Origin of the sequence: Achromobacter spanius (genome assembly GCF_029637605.1) — a bacterium.
In the GTDB taxonomy this organism is placed as follows: domain Bacteria; phylum Pseudomonadota; class Gammaproteobacteria; order Burkholderiales; family Burkholderiaceae_B; genus Achromobacter; species Achromobacter spanius_E.
On the sequence record NZ_CP121261.1, the window covers coordinates 718,628 to 733,111 of the forward strand.

16 protein-coding genes are annotated in these 14,484 nt (G+C 64.7%); 13 read left to right on the top strand and 3 right to left on the bottom strand.

What is annotated here, in order from left to right; translation table 11 throughout:
* Positions 1–11: 11 nt before the first annotated feature.
* From mltG to P8T11_RS03310, 13 genes are all read left to right on the top strand, one after another.
* Positions 12–1,079 carry an endolytic transglycosylase MltG gene (gene mltG / locus P8T11_RS03250; RefSeq protein ID WP_268078346.1) on the top strand — a complete coding sequence of 356 codons (1,068 nt, stop codon included), beginning with the start codon at positions 12–14 and terminating at the stop codon, positions 1,077–1,079.
* Complete coding sequence (gene tmk / locus P8T11_RS03255) at positions 1,076–1,699, top strand: dTMP kinase (protein WP_268078344.1); 624 nt, start codon at positions 1,076–1,078, stop codon at positions 1,697–1,699. Before mltG ends, tmk begins: the two co-directional genes overlap by 4 nt.
* Positions 1,696–2,745, top strand: coding sequence for a DNA polymerase III subunit delta' (gene holB / locus P8T11_RS03260; RefSeq protein ID WP_268078343.1), 1,050 nt, complete (start codon positions 1,696–1,698; stop codon positions 2,743–2,745). Before tmk ends, holB begins: the two co-directional genes overlap by 4 nt.
* 68 nt (positions 2,746–2,813) lie before the next feature.
* Positions 2,814–3,584 carry a TatD family hydrolase gene (locus P8T11_RS03265; protein ID WP_268078342.1) on the top strand — a complete coding sequence of 257 codons (771 nt, stop codon included), beginning with the start codon at positions 2,814–2,816 and terminating at the stop codon, positions 3,582–3,584.
* A gap of 38 nt (positions 3,585–3,622) precedes the next feature.
* Positions 3,623–4,495 (top strand): ankyrin repeat domain-containing protein, encoded by an 873-nt coding sequence (locus P8T11_RS03270; protein ID WP_268078341.1) that lies wholly within the window; start codon positions 3,623–3,625, stop codon positions 4,493–4,495.
* Between the two features lie 173 nt (positions 4,496–4,668).
* Positions 4,669–5,409, top strand: coding sequence for an IclR family transcriptional regulator (locus tag P8T11_RS03275; protein WP_100855507.1), 741 nt, complete (start codon positions 4,669–4,671; stop codon positions 5,407–5,409).
* A gap of 137 nt (positions 5,410–5,546) precedes the next feature.
* Positions 5,547–6,290 (top strand): transporter substrate-binding domain-containing protein, encoded by a 744-nt coding sequence (locus tag P8T11_RS03280; protein WP_268078339.1) that lies wholly within the window; start codon positions 5,547–5,549, stop codon positions 6,288–6,290.
* Positions 6,287–6,955: an amino acid ABC transporter permease gene (locus P8T11_RS03285; protein ID WP_268078338.1), complete on the top strand. Its 669-nt coding sequence runs from the start codon at positions 6,287–6,289 to the stop codon at positions 6,953–6,955. Before P8T11_RS03280 ends, P8T11_RS03285 begins: the two co-directional genes overlap by 4 nt.
* Positions 6,952–7,734 (top strand): amino acid ABC transporter ATP-binding protein, encoded by a 783-nt coding sequence (locus tag P8T11_RS03290; RefSeq protein ID WP_277549353.1) that lies wholly within the window; start codon positions 6,952–6,954, stop codon positions 7,732–7,734. The genes P8T11_RS03285 and P8T11_RS03290 overlap by 4 nt, the downstream gene beginning before the upstream one ends.
* Positions 7,731–8,678, top strand: coding sequence for a formimidoylglutamase (hutG, locus tag P8T11_RS03295; protein WP_268078337.1), 948 nt, complete (start codon positions 7,731–7,733; stop codon positions 8,676–8,678). The genes P8T11_RS03290 and hutG overlap by 4 nt, the downstream gene beginning before the upstream one ends.
* Positions 8,679–8,988: 310 nt before the next feature.
* Complete coding sequence (locus P8T11_RS03300) at positions 8,989–10,278, top strand: Glu/Leu/Phe/Val family dehydrogenase (RefSeq protein ID WP_268078336.1); 1,290 nt, start codon at positions 8,989–8,991, stop codon at positions 10,276–10,278.
* A 198-nt stretch (positions 10,279–10,476) separates the two neighbouring features.
* On the top strand, positions 10,477–10,956 hold the full coding sequence (locus tag P8T11_RS03305; RefSeq protein ID WP_268078335.1) for a thioesterase family protein: 480 nt from the start codon (positions 10,477–10,479) through the stop codon (positions 10,954–10,956).
* Between the two features lie 257 nt (positions 10,957–11,213).
* Positions 11,214–12,323 (top strand): porin, encoded by a 1,110-nt coding sequence (locus P8T11_RS03310; RefSeq protein ID WP_268078334.1) that lies wholly within the window; start codon positions 11,214–11,216, stop codon positions 12,321–12,323.
* Positions 12,324–12,573: 250 nt separating this feature from the next.
* On the opposite strand, the gene P8T11_RS03315 is transcribed toward P8T11_RS03310, so the two are convergent.
* Genes P8T11_RS03315 through P8T11_RS03325 form a run of 3 tightly spaced genes read right to left on the bottom strand, consistent with a single transcriptional unit; the run spans position 12,574 to position 14,464 of the window.
* On the bottom strand, positions 12,574–13,383 hold the full coding sequence (locus P8T11_RS03315; protein WP_268078333.1) for an RsiV family protein: 810 nt from the start codon (positions 13,381–13,383) through the stop codon (positions 12,574–12,576).
* Between the two features lie 32 nt (positions 13,384–13,415).
* Positions 13,416–14,192 (bottom strand): lipoate--protein ligase family protein, encoded by a 777-nt coding sequence (locus P8T11_RS03320; protein WP_268078331.1) that lies wholly within the window; start codon positions 14,190–14,192, stop codon positions 13,416–13,418.
* Positions 14,189–14,464: a lipoate protein ligase C-terminal domain-containing protein gene (locus P8T11_RS03325; RefSeq protein WP_268078329.1), complete on the bottom strand. Its 276-nt coding sequence runs from the start codon at positions 14,462–14,464 to the stop codon at positions 14,189–14,191. The genes P8T11_RS03320 and P8T11_RS03325 overlap by 4 nt, the downstream gene beginning before the upstream one ends.
* Between the last annotated feature and the right edge of the window lie 20 nt (positions 14,465–14,484).

Sequence of the window (14,484 nt, forward strand, 5' to 3'; positions counted from 1 at the left end):
TTCCGGGACTTATGAAAAAGCGACTCAGTTTCTACGTCTTGTGCTTGTTCTTGCTTATCGTGATCGCCGCCGCGGCAGCGGTGGGCGCCGCCTGGAGCTGGATGCATCGGCCTATACATCTGTCGACTGACAGGATCGATTTCGTGGTGGACCCGGGCAGCAGCCCGCGCACCGTCGCGCGCGCGCTGAACGCCGTGGGCGTGCCGATCTGGGAACCCGGATTCGTCTGGATGGCTCGCCTGTCCGAGCAGGACAAGCTGTTGAAGGCGGGCGGCTATCAGGCCATCGATGGTGACACGCCCTGGCTGTTGCTGGAACGCATGGCGCGCGGCGACATGACCCAGCGCCAGATCACGTTCCTGGAAGGCTGGACGTTCCGCCAGATTCGCCAGGCGCTGCGCGATAACCCCGACGTCAAACAGACCCTGAACGACGTCAGCGATGAAGAATTGATGACGCGCCTGGGGTCGGACATCAAGCATCCGGAAGGCATGTTCTTTCCGGACACCTATATCTTCACCCCCGGCAGCACTGACTACGACCTGTTGCGCCGCGCCTATCAGGAAGGCCAGCGCATCCTTCAAGACACCTGGGCCAAGCGCCAGCCGAACCTGCCGGTGGCCACGCCTTACGAAGCGCTGGTGCTGGCGTCCATTATCGAAAAGGAAACGGGCCACGGTCCCGACCGCCGCCGCGTGGCCGGCGTGTTCACCAACCGCTTGAAAATCGGCATGCTGCTGCAGACGGATCCCACCGTGATCTATGGCATGGGCGAGGCCTATCAAGGCCGCATCCGCAAGCGCGACCTGCAAACCGACACGCCCTGGAATACGTACACGCGACCGGGCCTGCCGCCCACGCCGATTGCGGCGGCGGGCAGGGCAGCGCTGCTGGCTGCGGTGCAGCCCGAGCAGCACAAGTACCTGTTCTTTGTGTCGCGCGGCAACGGCACCAGCGAATTCTCGGAAAATTTGTCGGGGCACAATCGCAACGTGGCGCGCTACATCCTGGGGCAGAACACCCGCCCGGATTCCGCTTCCGGGTCCAAACCCGAACCAGCACAAGGACAAGATCAATGACCCCTCGCGGACGCTTCATTACGCTTGAGGGCGTTGACGGCGCGGGCAAGAGCACGCACACCGACTGGATTGCGGATTTCCTGCGCGGCCAAGGGCGGGAAGTCATCTCCACGCGCGAGCCGGGCGGTACGCCCTTGGGCGAAAAACTGCGCGCCCTGGTGCTGACGGACCCGATGGGCCTGGATACCGAAACGCTGCTGATGTTCGCGGCCCGCTGCGAACACGTGCGGCAGGTGATCGAGCCGGCGCTGGCCCGCGGCGCGTGGGTGGTATGCGACCGTTTTACCGATGCCACCTACGCCTATCAAGGTGGGGGCCGCGAACTGGGCGCCGAGCGCGTGGCGGTGCTGGAGCAATGGATGGGGGCGGGGCAGCCCGACCGCACCTGGCTTTTCGACGTGCCGCTGGAGGTAGCGCGTGCGCGCCTGGCGGATGCGCGCGAGCCCGACCGTTTCGAGCGCGAAGGCGCGGCGTTCTTTGAACGCACTCGTCAGGCCTATCACGCGCGCGCCAAGGCGGACCCCGGCCGCATCCATATCGTTGATTCCACCCAGTCCATCGCCCAGGTACGCGCGGCGCTCGAAGCCGGGCTGCGTGCGCTGCTGGCGGTTCCGGCATGAGCGCACCCCAGTTTCTGCCCTGGCAGATGGAGACGGCACGTGCCTGGCTAGGCAATCGCGACCGTTTCGCGCATGCATGGCTGGTGCATGGGCTGGCTGGCATCGGCAAGCTGGACTTTGCCGTGGCCGCCGCCGCCAGCCTGCTTTGCGAGACGCCAGACAACGGCCTGGCCTGCGGCCATTGCGCCGCCTGTGCCTGGTTCGCCAGCGGCAACCACCCCGATCTGCGCCGCATCCGGCCCGAGGCCGTGGCCGTGGAAGAGGGGGCGGATGCCGCCGAACCGACTGAGGACGCCGAGCCCGCCTCGGGCACGGCCAAGCGCGCGCCATCCAAGGAAATCCGCATCGACCAGATCCGTTCGCTGGAATCCTGGTTCAACACCGCGACCCACCGGGGCGGTTGGCGGGTTGCCTTGCTGTATCCGGCGCACGCGCTGAATGTGGTGTCGTCCAATGCCTTGCTCAAGGTGCTGGAAGAGCCGCCGCCACATACCATTTTCCTGCTGGTTGCCGATGCGCCCGACCGCCTGCTGCCGACCCTGGTGTCGCGCTGCCGTCGTTTGCCCCTGCCGGCGCCGGACCCCGATACCGCGCTGCAATGGCTGCGTGCCCAGAACGTGGAGCCGGCGCGCGAATGGTTGGCGGCGGCTGGCGGCGCACCCCTGGCCGCCTTGCGGCTGGCGCAGGCCAGCGACACGCCTTGCCCGCCCTGGCTGTCGCAATTGATCAACCCCTTGGCGCAAGGCCAGGCACCTGACGTCGGCACCTTGGCGGAAAGCCTGGAAAAGGTGCCTGCCAGCGAGTGGATCGACGCCTTGCAGCGGCTATATACAGACCTGATGCTGGCCAGCGCCGGCGCGCCCGTGCGCTACTTTCCCACCCTGGCCACGGGCGTGGCCCAGGTGGCCGCGCGCATGAACACGGCCCGCGTGGCCGAGGCGGCGCGCTGGCTGACGCGACAGCGCGCGCTGGCCACGCACCCCCTGAACGCCAAGCTTTTCGCGCACGCCACCCTGCAACGCGTGGTGCTATCCTGCCAGGCGTAAGTCTCTGATCCAGCGGCGTTTTGCCTGCCCGCAGGCCAGGCGCCGCGGTCCCTTTATGTAGTCACATCATGTACGTTGATTCGCACTGTCATTTGAATTTTCCCGAGCTGGCGGCCGATCTTCCCGGCATTCTTGACCGAATGGCGGTCAACCAGGTCACCCACGCGCTGGTGGTCAGCGTCAACATGCCCGATTGGCCCGGCTTGATGTCGCTGGTTGAGCCGCATGCCAACTTGTGGGCCTCGGTGGGCGTCCACCCCGATTACGAAGACACGCCGGACCCGTCGCCGGAAGAACTGGTACGTCTGTCGGAAAACCCCAAGGTGGTGGCCATAGGCGAAACCGGGCTGGACTACTACCGCCTGTCGGAACCGCTGGACTGGCAGCGTGAACGCTTTCGCCGGCACATCCGCGCCGCGCGCGACACAGGGCTGCCCCTGATCGTGCATACGCGCGCGTCCGCCGAAGACACGGTGCGCATGCTGAAGGAAGAAAAGGCGGCGGAAGTGGGCGGGGTCATGCACTGTTTCACCGAAAACTGGGAAGTGGCCCAGGCCGCGCTGGACCAGAATTTTTATATCTCGCTGTCGGGCATCGTGACATTCAAGAATGCCCAGGTGGTGCACGAAGTGGCCACCAAGGTGCCGCTGGACCGCCTGTTGATCGAGACGGACTCGCCGTACCTGGCGCCCGTGCCGTATCGTGGCAAGCTCAATGACCCCTCCAAGGTCATCCACGTAGCCGAGAAGATTGCCGACCTGAAGGGCATTTCAGTGGCGGACGTGGCGCGCGCGTCGACGGAAAATTTCTTTAATCTTTTCAATAAGATAAAGAAGTAAGTTCACTTTAAATCTTTAATGTTGATTCTAGGATAGCCATGGCCACCCGCACGCTGAACTCCCGTTTTGTCCTGTCGCGGTGCCGAGGCGCGCTGTTGGCGCTGGCCATCGGGCTAGCCGCGCCGACCGCTCACGCCGCCAAACCGGGCGACTGGTGGGTGTATGTGGCCAACGACTATCCCGACGACGTCAAAAGTCTGCTGGCGCAAGGCGCCGACCCCAACGTCCGCTACCAGAACGGCCAACCCGCCCTGATGCGCGCGGTGGTGGACGGCGCCTGGAAGGTGTTTGACGTGATCGCCGCCGACAAGCGCACCGACGTCAACGCCGAGAACCCGGCCGGCGAGACGCCCCTGATGTACCTGGCGATTGCCGGCCAGACCGAACGCGCGAAAAAGCTGATTGCCCGGGGGGCGCAGGTCAACCGCCTGGGCTGGACGCCGCTGCACTATGCCGCGTCCAAGGGGCAGATGGAGATGGCGCGCATGCTGCTGGGCAAGAAAGCCATGGTCAACGCGCCGGCGCCGGGTGGCGAGACGCCGTTGATGATGGCCGCCCTGGGCGGCAACCGCGACATGGTGGACCTGCTGGTGAAAGCGGGGGCGGACGTCACCACGCGGGATCTGAAAAACCAAAGCGCGGCTGACTGGGCCCGCAACGGCAAGTCGGCGTCGTTGGCTACCTATTTGACCTCTTTGGTGGCGCAGGCGGACGACGCCAAGCGGGCCCGCCGCGCGGCAGGCGCCGCGCCGGTCGAGGCCGAAGGCGTCGCGGCACCGGCCGCCTTGCAGCCCGCCACGCCGGCTACCGCGCAGCCGGCGCCGTCCGCGGCGCCCGCCCCGGCGACGCCCAGCGTGGGCGGCGTGTCCGGCGTGCGTTTGAACGACTACGACACGCCCGCCGCGCCCTGATTATGCGACCACAAAGCTAAACCCCCACCAGACCGCCTAGCGGTCTTTTTTTGTACCAATTTTTCGTACTTATCTGGGGTTTTCCCTGCTTATTCTCAGTATTCGGGAATAAATCCAAGGCTGACCACCACAAATTGATAATCTCGGCCCTTGATTGCTTGGAGCTGAGTTTGATGTCGGAACCCTCGGTCGGGGCGGGCGCGGATCGTGTCCTGTACGTGTTGGCCACCTTGGCCCGGCACGATGGCCCCCTTACGATTGCCGCGCTGGCCGAAAAAACCGGTCTGGCGCAAAGCACCCTGTACCGTCAGGTGGCCTTGCTCAAGCGCTGGGGTTTCGTGGCCGAACATGAAGGCGAATACGGGCCGGGTCCGCTGTGCGTGCAACTGGCCTGGGGCTTTGATCAGTCTTCGTTCCTGATCCACGAAGCGCAGCCCGACATGGCGGCGCTGGCCGCCGCTTCCGGCGAAACCATCGGCCTGCTGGTCGCCGTGAAGGACCAGGCCGTTTGCCTGGACATGGTCGAAAGCCAGCATCCGCTGCGGTGTTCCTTCACAAAAGGCCGTGGCCTGCCGCTGGCCCGGGGCGCGTCCGCCAAGTCGCTGCTGGCCTTCATGCCGCTGGCCCGCTTGCAGACCGCGCTGGACTATCTGGCCGCCGAGGCCGGCGTGGACGCCGCCCGCCTGAGCGACGAGCTGGAACTGATACGCGGGCAGGGCTATGCCGTCACCGACAGCGAAGTGGACGCCGGCGTCTGGGGCGTCAGCGTCCCGATTTTCCAGCGCCCCAACCAGGCGGTCGCCTCGATCACGCTGATGGCGCCGTCCACGCGCGCGGCGCAACGCCCGGACGCCCTGATCGCCATGACCGTTGCCGCCGCCCGCCGCATCTCCGAACGGCTGAAGGTGCACTGACGGCCTTTTTGCCCAGACCCCTGACTGTTCTTGACTCACTCTTGATCCGATCTTCCCCCGAATTCCACGCTGTACCGCATCCCGGCTTCAACCTTCCGACGTACCCATCGCCGTATCCCTACGCATAGGACTTGACCATGACCACTCGCCGCACACTGCTGACCGCCGCCCTGACGCTGGGCCTCGCCTGGAGCGCGGGCGCCGCCCACGCCCAGGACACCATCCGCGCCGTCACCGACGCCACCTTTCCGCCGATGGAGTTTGTCAAAGACGGCAAGCGCACCGGCTTCGACATTGAATTGGTCGAGGCGCTGGCCGGCGCAATGGGCAAGAAGGTCGAATGGATCGACATCGACTTCAAGGGCCTGATTCCCGCCTTGCAAGCCGGCCGCGCCGACATCGCCGTGTCCGCCATCTACATCACCCCCGAGCGCGCCAAGGTGGTGGATTTCACCGACCCGTACTACGCCGGCGGTCTGGTCGTGCTGACCAAGACCGATGGCCCCATCAAGACGCTCAAGGACCTGGACGGCCGCAAGGTGTCGGTGCAGGTGGGCACGAAGTCGGTCAACTATCTGAAGGACAACTTCCCGGCCGTGCAGCGCGTGGAAGTCGAGAAGAACCAGGAAATGTTCAACCTGGTGCAGATCGGCCGCGCTGATGCCGCCGTGACCGGCAAGCCCGCCGCTAAGCTGTTCGCGCAAAGCACCAAGGACCTGACGGTGCTGGACCACCAGATCACGACCGAGGACTACGGCATCGCCGTGCCCAAGAACAAGCCCGAGCTGACTCGCGAGCTGAACGCCGCGCTGCAAAAGCTCAAGAGTGACGGCAGCTACCAGGCCATCGTGAACAAGTGGTTCGAGGCCCCCAAGAAATGAACCTGGAATTCGCCCCCGTCTTCGCCGACTTCGACGCGCTGCTGCGGGGCGCGGTGGTCACCGTCGAGGTGACTGCCGGCGCCTTGCTGCTGGGCTGCGTCATCGGCCTGCTGGTCGGCGTCGGCCGGCTCAACCCGCAGCGCTGGATTGTCTACAACCTGTGCAGCGTCTACCTGCTGTTCTTTCGCGGCACGCCCTTGCTGGTGCAGTTGTTCATCTGGTTCTTCGGCCTGCCGCAGTTCGGCCTGACCTTGCCGGCATTCGCCTGCGGGGTGCTGGGCCTGGGCATGTATTCGGGCGCCTATGTGTCGGAAATCGTGCGCGGCGCCATCCAGTCGGTGGACCGTGGCCAGACCGAAGCAGCCCGATCCTTGGGCATGTCGTCCGGCCAGGCCATGCGCATCATCATCCTGCCGCAGGCTGTGGTGCGCATGATTCCGCCGCTGGGCAACGAGTTCATCGCGCTGATCAAGAACTCGGCGCTGGTCTCGCTGTTGACCATTCACGATCTGATGCATGAAGGGCAGAAGATCATCAGCGTGTCGTACCGCTCGCTGGAAACCTATCTGGTGGTGGCCTTGATTTATCTGGTGCTGACGACGACCGCCATGCTGATTTTGCGCAGGGTTGAACATCGCTTGCGCGCCGGGGGGATGGTGCAATGAACCAGTTTGGCAAACCGCGGGAAATGATCCGCATCCGTGGCCTTGAAAAGTCTTTCGGCGACCATGCCGTGCTGAAGGGCATCGATTTCGACGTGCTGCCGTCGCAGGTGGTCGTGGTGATCGGGCCCAGCGGGTCGGGCAAAAGCACCTTGCTGCGCTGTTGCAATGGTCTGGAAGTGGCCCAGGCGGGCACCGTGGACATCTGCGGCCAGACCCTGCTGGACGAAGGCACGCTATTGCCCGAAGCGGCGCTCAATCAACTGCGCATGCAGGTGGGCATGGTGTTCCAGGGCTTCAACCTGTTCCCGCATTTGTCCGTGCTGGAGAACGTGACCGTGGGTCCGCGCAAGCTGCTTGGCCTGGGCAGAGACGACGCCAATGCGCTGGCCGAAGACCTGCTGAAAAAGGTGGGCTTGTCGCAGAAGGCGGCGGCCATGCCGGCCAGCCTGTCGGGCGGGCAGAAGCAGCGCGTGGCCATCGCCCGCGCGCTGGCCATGCAACCCAAGGTCATGTTGTTCGACGAGCCGACCTCGGCGCTGGACCCCGAGTTGGTGGGCGAGGTACTGCAAGTGATGAAGCTCTTGGCCCGCGAAGGCATGACGATGATGGTCGTGACGCACGAGATGGGCTTCGCGCGCGACGTGGCCGACGTGGTGGCGGTGATGGATGGCGGGGTCATCCTGGAATCCGGCCCGCCTGACGTGATCTTCACCGAACCGCGCGAACCCCGCACGCGGGAATTCCTGCAAGCGGTGCTGAGCAAGGGAGCGACGACGTGAGCGTGCCGCAACTGGATAAAAGCCTGTGGAAGGCGCGCGACGATAGCGCCGAGCAGGGCGACACGCGCCGGCTGGCGCATATCGTCGAACCCGCATCGGGCCAGGTGGAAGCGGGCGAAGCGGTGCTGTTGGGCTTTGCCTGCGACGCCGGCGTGGCGCGCAACCAGGGGCGTGTGGGCGCAGCCGAAGGCCCGGCCGGCATCCGCAAATTCATGGCGGGGCTACCCGCGCATGGTCTGACCCGCCTGCTGGATGCTGGCGACGTCGTCTGCCAGGGCGATCTGCTGGAAGCCGCGCAAGAGCAGCTTGGGCTGCGCGTGGCCGAACTGCTGGAGCAGGGCGCCCGGCCCTTGGTGCTGGGCGGCGGCCACGAAATTGCATGGGGCAGTTTCCAGGGACTGGCCCGCTGGCTGGAAGCCCATGGCGACACCGACCCGGTGCTGGTGCTGAACCTGGATGCGCACTTCGATCTGCGCACCGGCCGGCCTGGCAGTTCCGGTACGCCCTTTGACCAGATCGCGCGCGACTGCGAAGCGCGCGGACGGGCGTTGCAGTACGCGTGCCTGGGTGTGTCGCGGCTGGCGAATACGCCGGCGCTGTACGCGCGGGCCGCCGAGGTCGGCGCCGTGTGGGTGGAAGACCGCGACATGCAGGAACGCCATCTGGACGCGCGCCTGGCCAATGTGGACGCCTTGCTTGCGCGCGTGCGCCACGTCTACCTGACGATCGACCTGGATGTGCTGCCGGCGGCGGTCATGCCGGGCGTGTCGGCGCCGGCGCCCTACGGCGTGCCGATGGCCGTCATTGAAGAGATCGTGTTGCGCGTCAAGGCCAGCGGCAAGCTGCGCCTGGCCGACATGGCGGAATACAGTCCGCGCTTTGACCTGGATGGCCATGGTGCGCGCGCCGCGGCCAGGTTGGCCTGGCATCTGATGACGCCTTGAAGCGGTAGCGCCTGCAGGTCAACGACCGCTACGCAGGGGCAGGCAGGGCAAAGGCAAAGGGGCAGTTCTCGATCGAGGCTGCCCCTTTTTTCATTGCTTGGCGACAAGCGCCGTACCGATGCGGCTTGCGGTGGCCCGAGGCTGGACGCTTCCGGTTTGGCGGCATAGGATAGGGCAGTTTTCGAGCCGGGCCTGTGACCCGCACGGTATCCACTACTTATATGTCACCATTTAAAATATTTAGCATTTAAATGGGGACGCTATAGTTTTAGTGGATAAAATGGCGCAACTTTGTCAGGAGATCATGCTCATGTCTCACACTCCCACCCATGTCTTGCCGTCTTATCTGAATGCCGATGACCTCGGTCCTTGGGGTAATTACCTGCAACAAGTCGACCGGGTGACGCCGTATCTCGGCACCTTGGGTCGGTGGGTCGAGACGCTGAAGCGTCCGAAGCGCGCCTTGATCGTCGATGTGCCGATCGAACTGGACAACGGCACCATCGCCCACTACGAAGGCTATCGCGTGCAACACAACGTGTCGCGCGGCCCGGGCAAGGGCGGTGTGCGCTTCCACCAGGACGTGACCCTGTCCGAAGTCATGGCGCTGGCCGCCTGGATGTCGGTCAAGAACGCCGCGGTCAACCTGCCTTATGGTGGTGCCAAGGGTGGCATCCGCGTCGACCCGCGCATGCTGTCGCAATCCGAACTGGAACGCATGACCCGTCGCTACACCAGCGAAATCGGCGTCATCATCGGACCGGCCAAGGACATTCCCGCCCCCGACGTCGGCACCAACGCCCAGGCCATGGCCTGGATGATGGACACGTATTCCATGAACGAAGGCGCCACCGCCACCGGCGTGGTGACGGGCAAGCCGATCGCCCTGGGCGGCAGCCTGGGCCGTGTGGAAGCCACCGGCCGCGGCGTGTTCGTCGTGGCGTGCGAAGCCGCCCGCGACCTGAACATCGACGTCTCCAAGGCGCGCGTGGTGGTGCAGGGCTTTGGCAACGTGGGCGGCACCGCCGCCCGTCTGTTCCATGAAGCCGGCGCCAAGGTCATTGCCGCGCAGGACCATACCGGCACGGTGCACAACGCCGCGGGCCTGGATGTTCACAAGCTCTTGTCGCACGTGTCGCAACACGGCGGCGTGGGTGGTTTTTCGGGCGGCGAAGCGTTCGACAAGGACGAGTTCTGGACGCTGGAAACCGAATTCCTGATTCCCGCCGCACTGGAAAGCCAGATCACCGCTGAAAATGCCACCAAGGTGCGCGCGAAGGTCGTGGTGGAAGGCGCCAACGGTCCCACCACCCCGGAAGCGGACGACATCCTGTTTGAGCATGGCGTGTATGTGGTGCCGGACGTGCTGGCCAACGCGGGTGGCGTGACGGTGTCCTACTTTGAATGGGTGCAGGACTTCTCCAGCTTCTTCTGGAGCGAAGAAGAAATCAACCAGCGCCTGGAACGCATCATGCGCGAAGCCTACAGCGCCGTGTCGCAAGTAGCCAAGGAACACAAGGTGACGCTGCGCACGGCGGCGTTCATCGTGGCTTGCACGCGCATTCTGCAAGCACGCCAGGTGCGCGGCCTGTATCCGTGATGCAGACTCAGCGATGCGTCGTTGACGTATCGCCGAGGAGGCAGAGGTAGACAAACCCGGAAATCGCCCCGCAAGGGGCGATTTTCTTTGCGCGCTCGGCGGCGTGTTCGGTCGAGCTGTTCATTGGCTGCTCACATAGAATGTGCCCAACCGGCGGATACCAACCCACGCCGGATCCAAAGCCATCTGGAGGAATTCATGACCCAAGCCCTGCCATCCACCACGCTTGCGGTGGACCCCGCCTGGATTGACGCCTACGGCCATTTGAATGCCGCGCATTACGTCGGCATCTTCGACCGGGTGGGATTCGAATTGTTGAGCCAGGTGGGCGTGGGGCTGGACTACACCGAAGCCACGCGCTGCGGTATCTACACCATGAACGTGCACGTGGCCTATCTGCGCGAGGTCTTTGCCGACGACCCGCTGATGCTGCGCGTGCGCTTGCTTGAAGCCGACAACAAGCGGCTGCTTTGCCTGATGGAATTGACGCAGACGCGCGACGGCTATCTGGCCGCCACGATGGAGCAACTGTCCTTGCACGTGGATCTGAACACGCGCCGGTCCACGCCATTTCCCGCCGAACTGGCGCAGCGGCTCGCCCGCACGGTGACGGAACATGCCGCACATCCGCTGCCACAGGGGTATCGCCGACTGCTGCCCTTGACAGGAACGCGCTGAAACGCATGCCGTGATTGCGTTGTGCGTCGCGCCTTCTTAACATGCGGACGTGACGTGCTTGCTGCCGTGCAGACTTTCAAGCCCGACTGTAGAGCGCAAACCACGAATGGGGTTTTTTCTGCGAATCGGGGCCGTTAGTCCTTGCGTACCAGTTTCTGACACATTGCGTCCCTAGAATTCGTTTCTGCCATGCGCCACGCGCCGCTTGCGATGCAGGCAACCCGCTGCGCATGCATGTTCAATCTAAGGAATAGGTAATGAAAAAGACTCTGCTCGCAACCGCGCTGTTGGCCGCCGTATCCAGCGTGGCCCACGCCGAAACCTCGGTGACCTTGTATGGCTTGATCGATACCGGTATCGGCTACCAGCGCATCAAGGGCGACGGCTATCACGAATCGAAGGTCGGCATGGCCAACGGCGTGTCGAGCGGCTCGCGTTGGGGCTTGCGCGGCGCCGAAGATCTGGGCGACGGCCTGAGCGCCGTGTTCACGCTGGAAAGCGGCTTCAATTCGGGTAACGGCCAATCGGGCCAAAGCAGCCGCCTGTTCGGCCGCCAAGCCACCGTCGGCCTGAAGTCGGCGTCGTGGGGCCTGCTGGAATTGGGCCGCCAGACCAACATCGCGTCGAAGTACCTGGCAGCCATCGATCCGTTCGGCGGCAGCTACGGCCAAGCCAACGTGGGCGTGGCCTTCAGCGCCGCCAACACCGTCCGCTACGACAACATGGTGCAGTACTCGACCCCGTCGTTCAGCGGCTTCCAGTTTGGCGTTGGCTACTCGTTCAACGCGGCTGACACGACCGCCGCGCAAACCGGCTTCCGGACCGCCGACAACACGCGCGCCATCACCACCGGCCTGCGCTACGTCAATGGCCCGCTGAACGTGGCCGCCACGTACGACCAACTGAACCCCGCCAACCAACTGAACAACGACGCCACGCCCAAGTCCTGGTCGGTTGCCGCCGCCTATGACTTCGAAGTGGTCAAGCTGGCATTGGGCTTTGGTCAGACGCGCGACGGCTGGTTCGCCGGCCAGGGCGTCAACGCGCTCGGCAGCGGCAGCCCCACGGCCAGCGGCTTCGGCACGAACGTTGCCGTGTCGGGCTTCAAGGCCAATTCGTATCTGGTGGGTTTAAGCGTGCCGCTGGGCGCCAGCAACATCATGGCGTCGTGGCAGCGCGCCGACCCCAACGGCAACCCGCTGACCGCCGGCAACGAGTCGACGATGAACGTCTACAGCATCGGCTACACGTACAACCTGTCCAAGCGCACCAACCTGTACGCGCTGGGTTCGTACGCCACCGACTACGCGTTTGTTGACGGCGTCAAGAGCACCGTCGGCATCGTGGGTGTGCGCCACCGCTTCTAAGCGTGCCAGGCAGGCCGGCGGCAAGCAGAATGCGCGCCGCCGGCGCTTTCATGCCGCGGTTGTACTGAGCGGACTGGGCGTCTTACCCGGCCACAGACGCGAAAAAAGCGGCCACCTCCCTAGCTCCATCCTCAGTCCGCTCACCTGAACCCCGGCCTTCAGCAGGCCCTGCGCCGCTCGGCGCAAGCAATGACCGGCAGTGGGCTGCCGCCCATCGCCGGTCACTCCGCGTCAACAGGGGCGGCGGCGCCTACGAGGGCAACAACAGCTCCGGCTTCAACACGCCGCGCAAGTCGGCGTAGGGAATGCTCAGTTCCGGTTCGCCATGCGAGTAGGGCGCGATGGAATAGGCGTCGTACTTCACCACCATGCCGTCGCGGGTCAGCGCGAAGTTATCGCTTTCCTGGAACGGCCACATCTTGTTGTAGGCAGCGGGATCACGCTTGGCGTCGGGGTTTTCCGCCAGCCATTTCGCGTGGGCGGCTTTAAGTGCCGCGACATATTCCGCGCGGCGGCCCGGTATCAACGCTTCGTCCAGACTCATCACGCGGCCGCGTGAACGCTCCCAGTTCAGGTATTGCGTGGCCGGAATGCCGTGCGCGGCGCCGGTCAGGAACTGTTCGGTGTGCAGTTCGATCGACACGATGTCGCCCACCGTATCCTTGACCGAGGCCTTGAAATACGTGGCGTCGCGTGGGCGCGCCGTGGACCAGAAATACTGCGTGTATTCCGACAGCGTGTTGTAGGGGCCACGGCGGTTGGCGTCGGTGCCGGTCATGTAGGCCAGCACGTGGTCCACCAGCGCGGTCAGCTTGGGGATGCCGGGAAACGCCACGCTGTCGATTTCAATGCGTGGGCAGTCGCCTTCGCAGCCCGGCTTGCTTGATGCCCACTTGATGCGCTCGGTGGACAGGTCCCCCACCTTTTCGGACGTGGTCGAGGCGGATTCGGCCAAAGTGATGTTGGCCGGCGGCGTACTGCCGCAGCCGGCCAGGGCCAGCAGGGCGGCGCCCAGGATCAAACCGCTTATCGCGCCTTGCGGCGTGAACGTGCGACGCATTGAACTACCTCCACAAAATCTGACGCTTGCCGTCAAGGCACCACACCCGTCCATTCCGGCGTGGAGAACTTCTCGTCGGCCTGTTGCTGGGCGCGCGCCAGCGTGTCGCTGCCGATTTGCCCCGGAGTCAGACGATGCATGCCGGCAAAAGTTTCCAGCATGCGCTCGATTATGACTTCGCGCGCCAGGCCGGTTTGCGTGCGCAGCGGGTCGACGCGCTTCTTGGCGCTGGTGGTGCCCTTGTCGGAAAGCTTCTCGCGGCCGATGCGCAAGACCTCGACCATTTTATCGGCGTCGATGTCGTAGGACATGGTCACGTGGTGCAATACCGCGCCCGCGCGGCGGGCTTGCGCGGCGCCGCCGATCTTGCCGATGTCGGAGGCGATGTCGTTCAGGGGCTGATACCACGCCTTGATGCCCAGGCCTTGCAGCGCCGTCAGCACCCAGGCATCCAGGAACGCATACGATTCCTGGAAGCTCATGCCATGGACCAGGGCTTGCGGCGCGCTGAGCGAGTAGGTGATGGAGTTGCCCGGTTCAATGAACATGGCGCCGCCGCCACTGACGCGGCGCACGACTTCAATGCCGTGGCGCTGCGCGCCGTCGGGGTCCACTTCGTTTTTCAGGGATTGGAAACGGCCGATGACGACGGCGGGGGCGGCCCATTCCCAGATGCGCAAAGTGGGCGGGCGCTGGCCCGCGCCCACTTCGTCGGTAATGACGGCGTCCAGCGCCATGTGCAGCGACGGGGCCTGCGGGCCTTCGTGGATCAGTTGCCAGTCGTAGTCGTTCCAGTCAGTGCGCGTCATGCAAGCGCCCTCCGCAGCACCACGGCCACGGCCTCGGCCGAAAAGCCGAACAATTCGGCGTCAGCGGGCAGGGCGGATTGCACCGCCACCGCCAATTCCAGCTCGCCGGCGTCGGCGGGCATGCCGTTCAAGCCTTCGTTGATGGCCTCCAACGCTTCGGGCGGCTCAAGAAAGAAGTCGCCGCTGATGCGCACGTTGGCCAGGCGGCCGTCCTGCACATCAAGATCCGCGACGACCAGCTTGCCGCCGGGGACTTTGTATTCACCATGCATGGGGGCTCCTTGCGAAATCA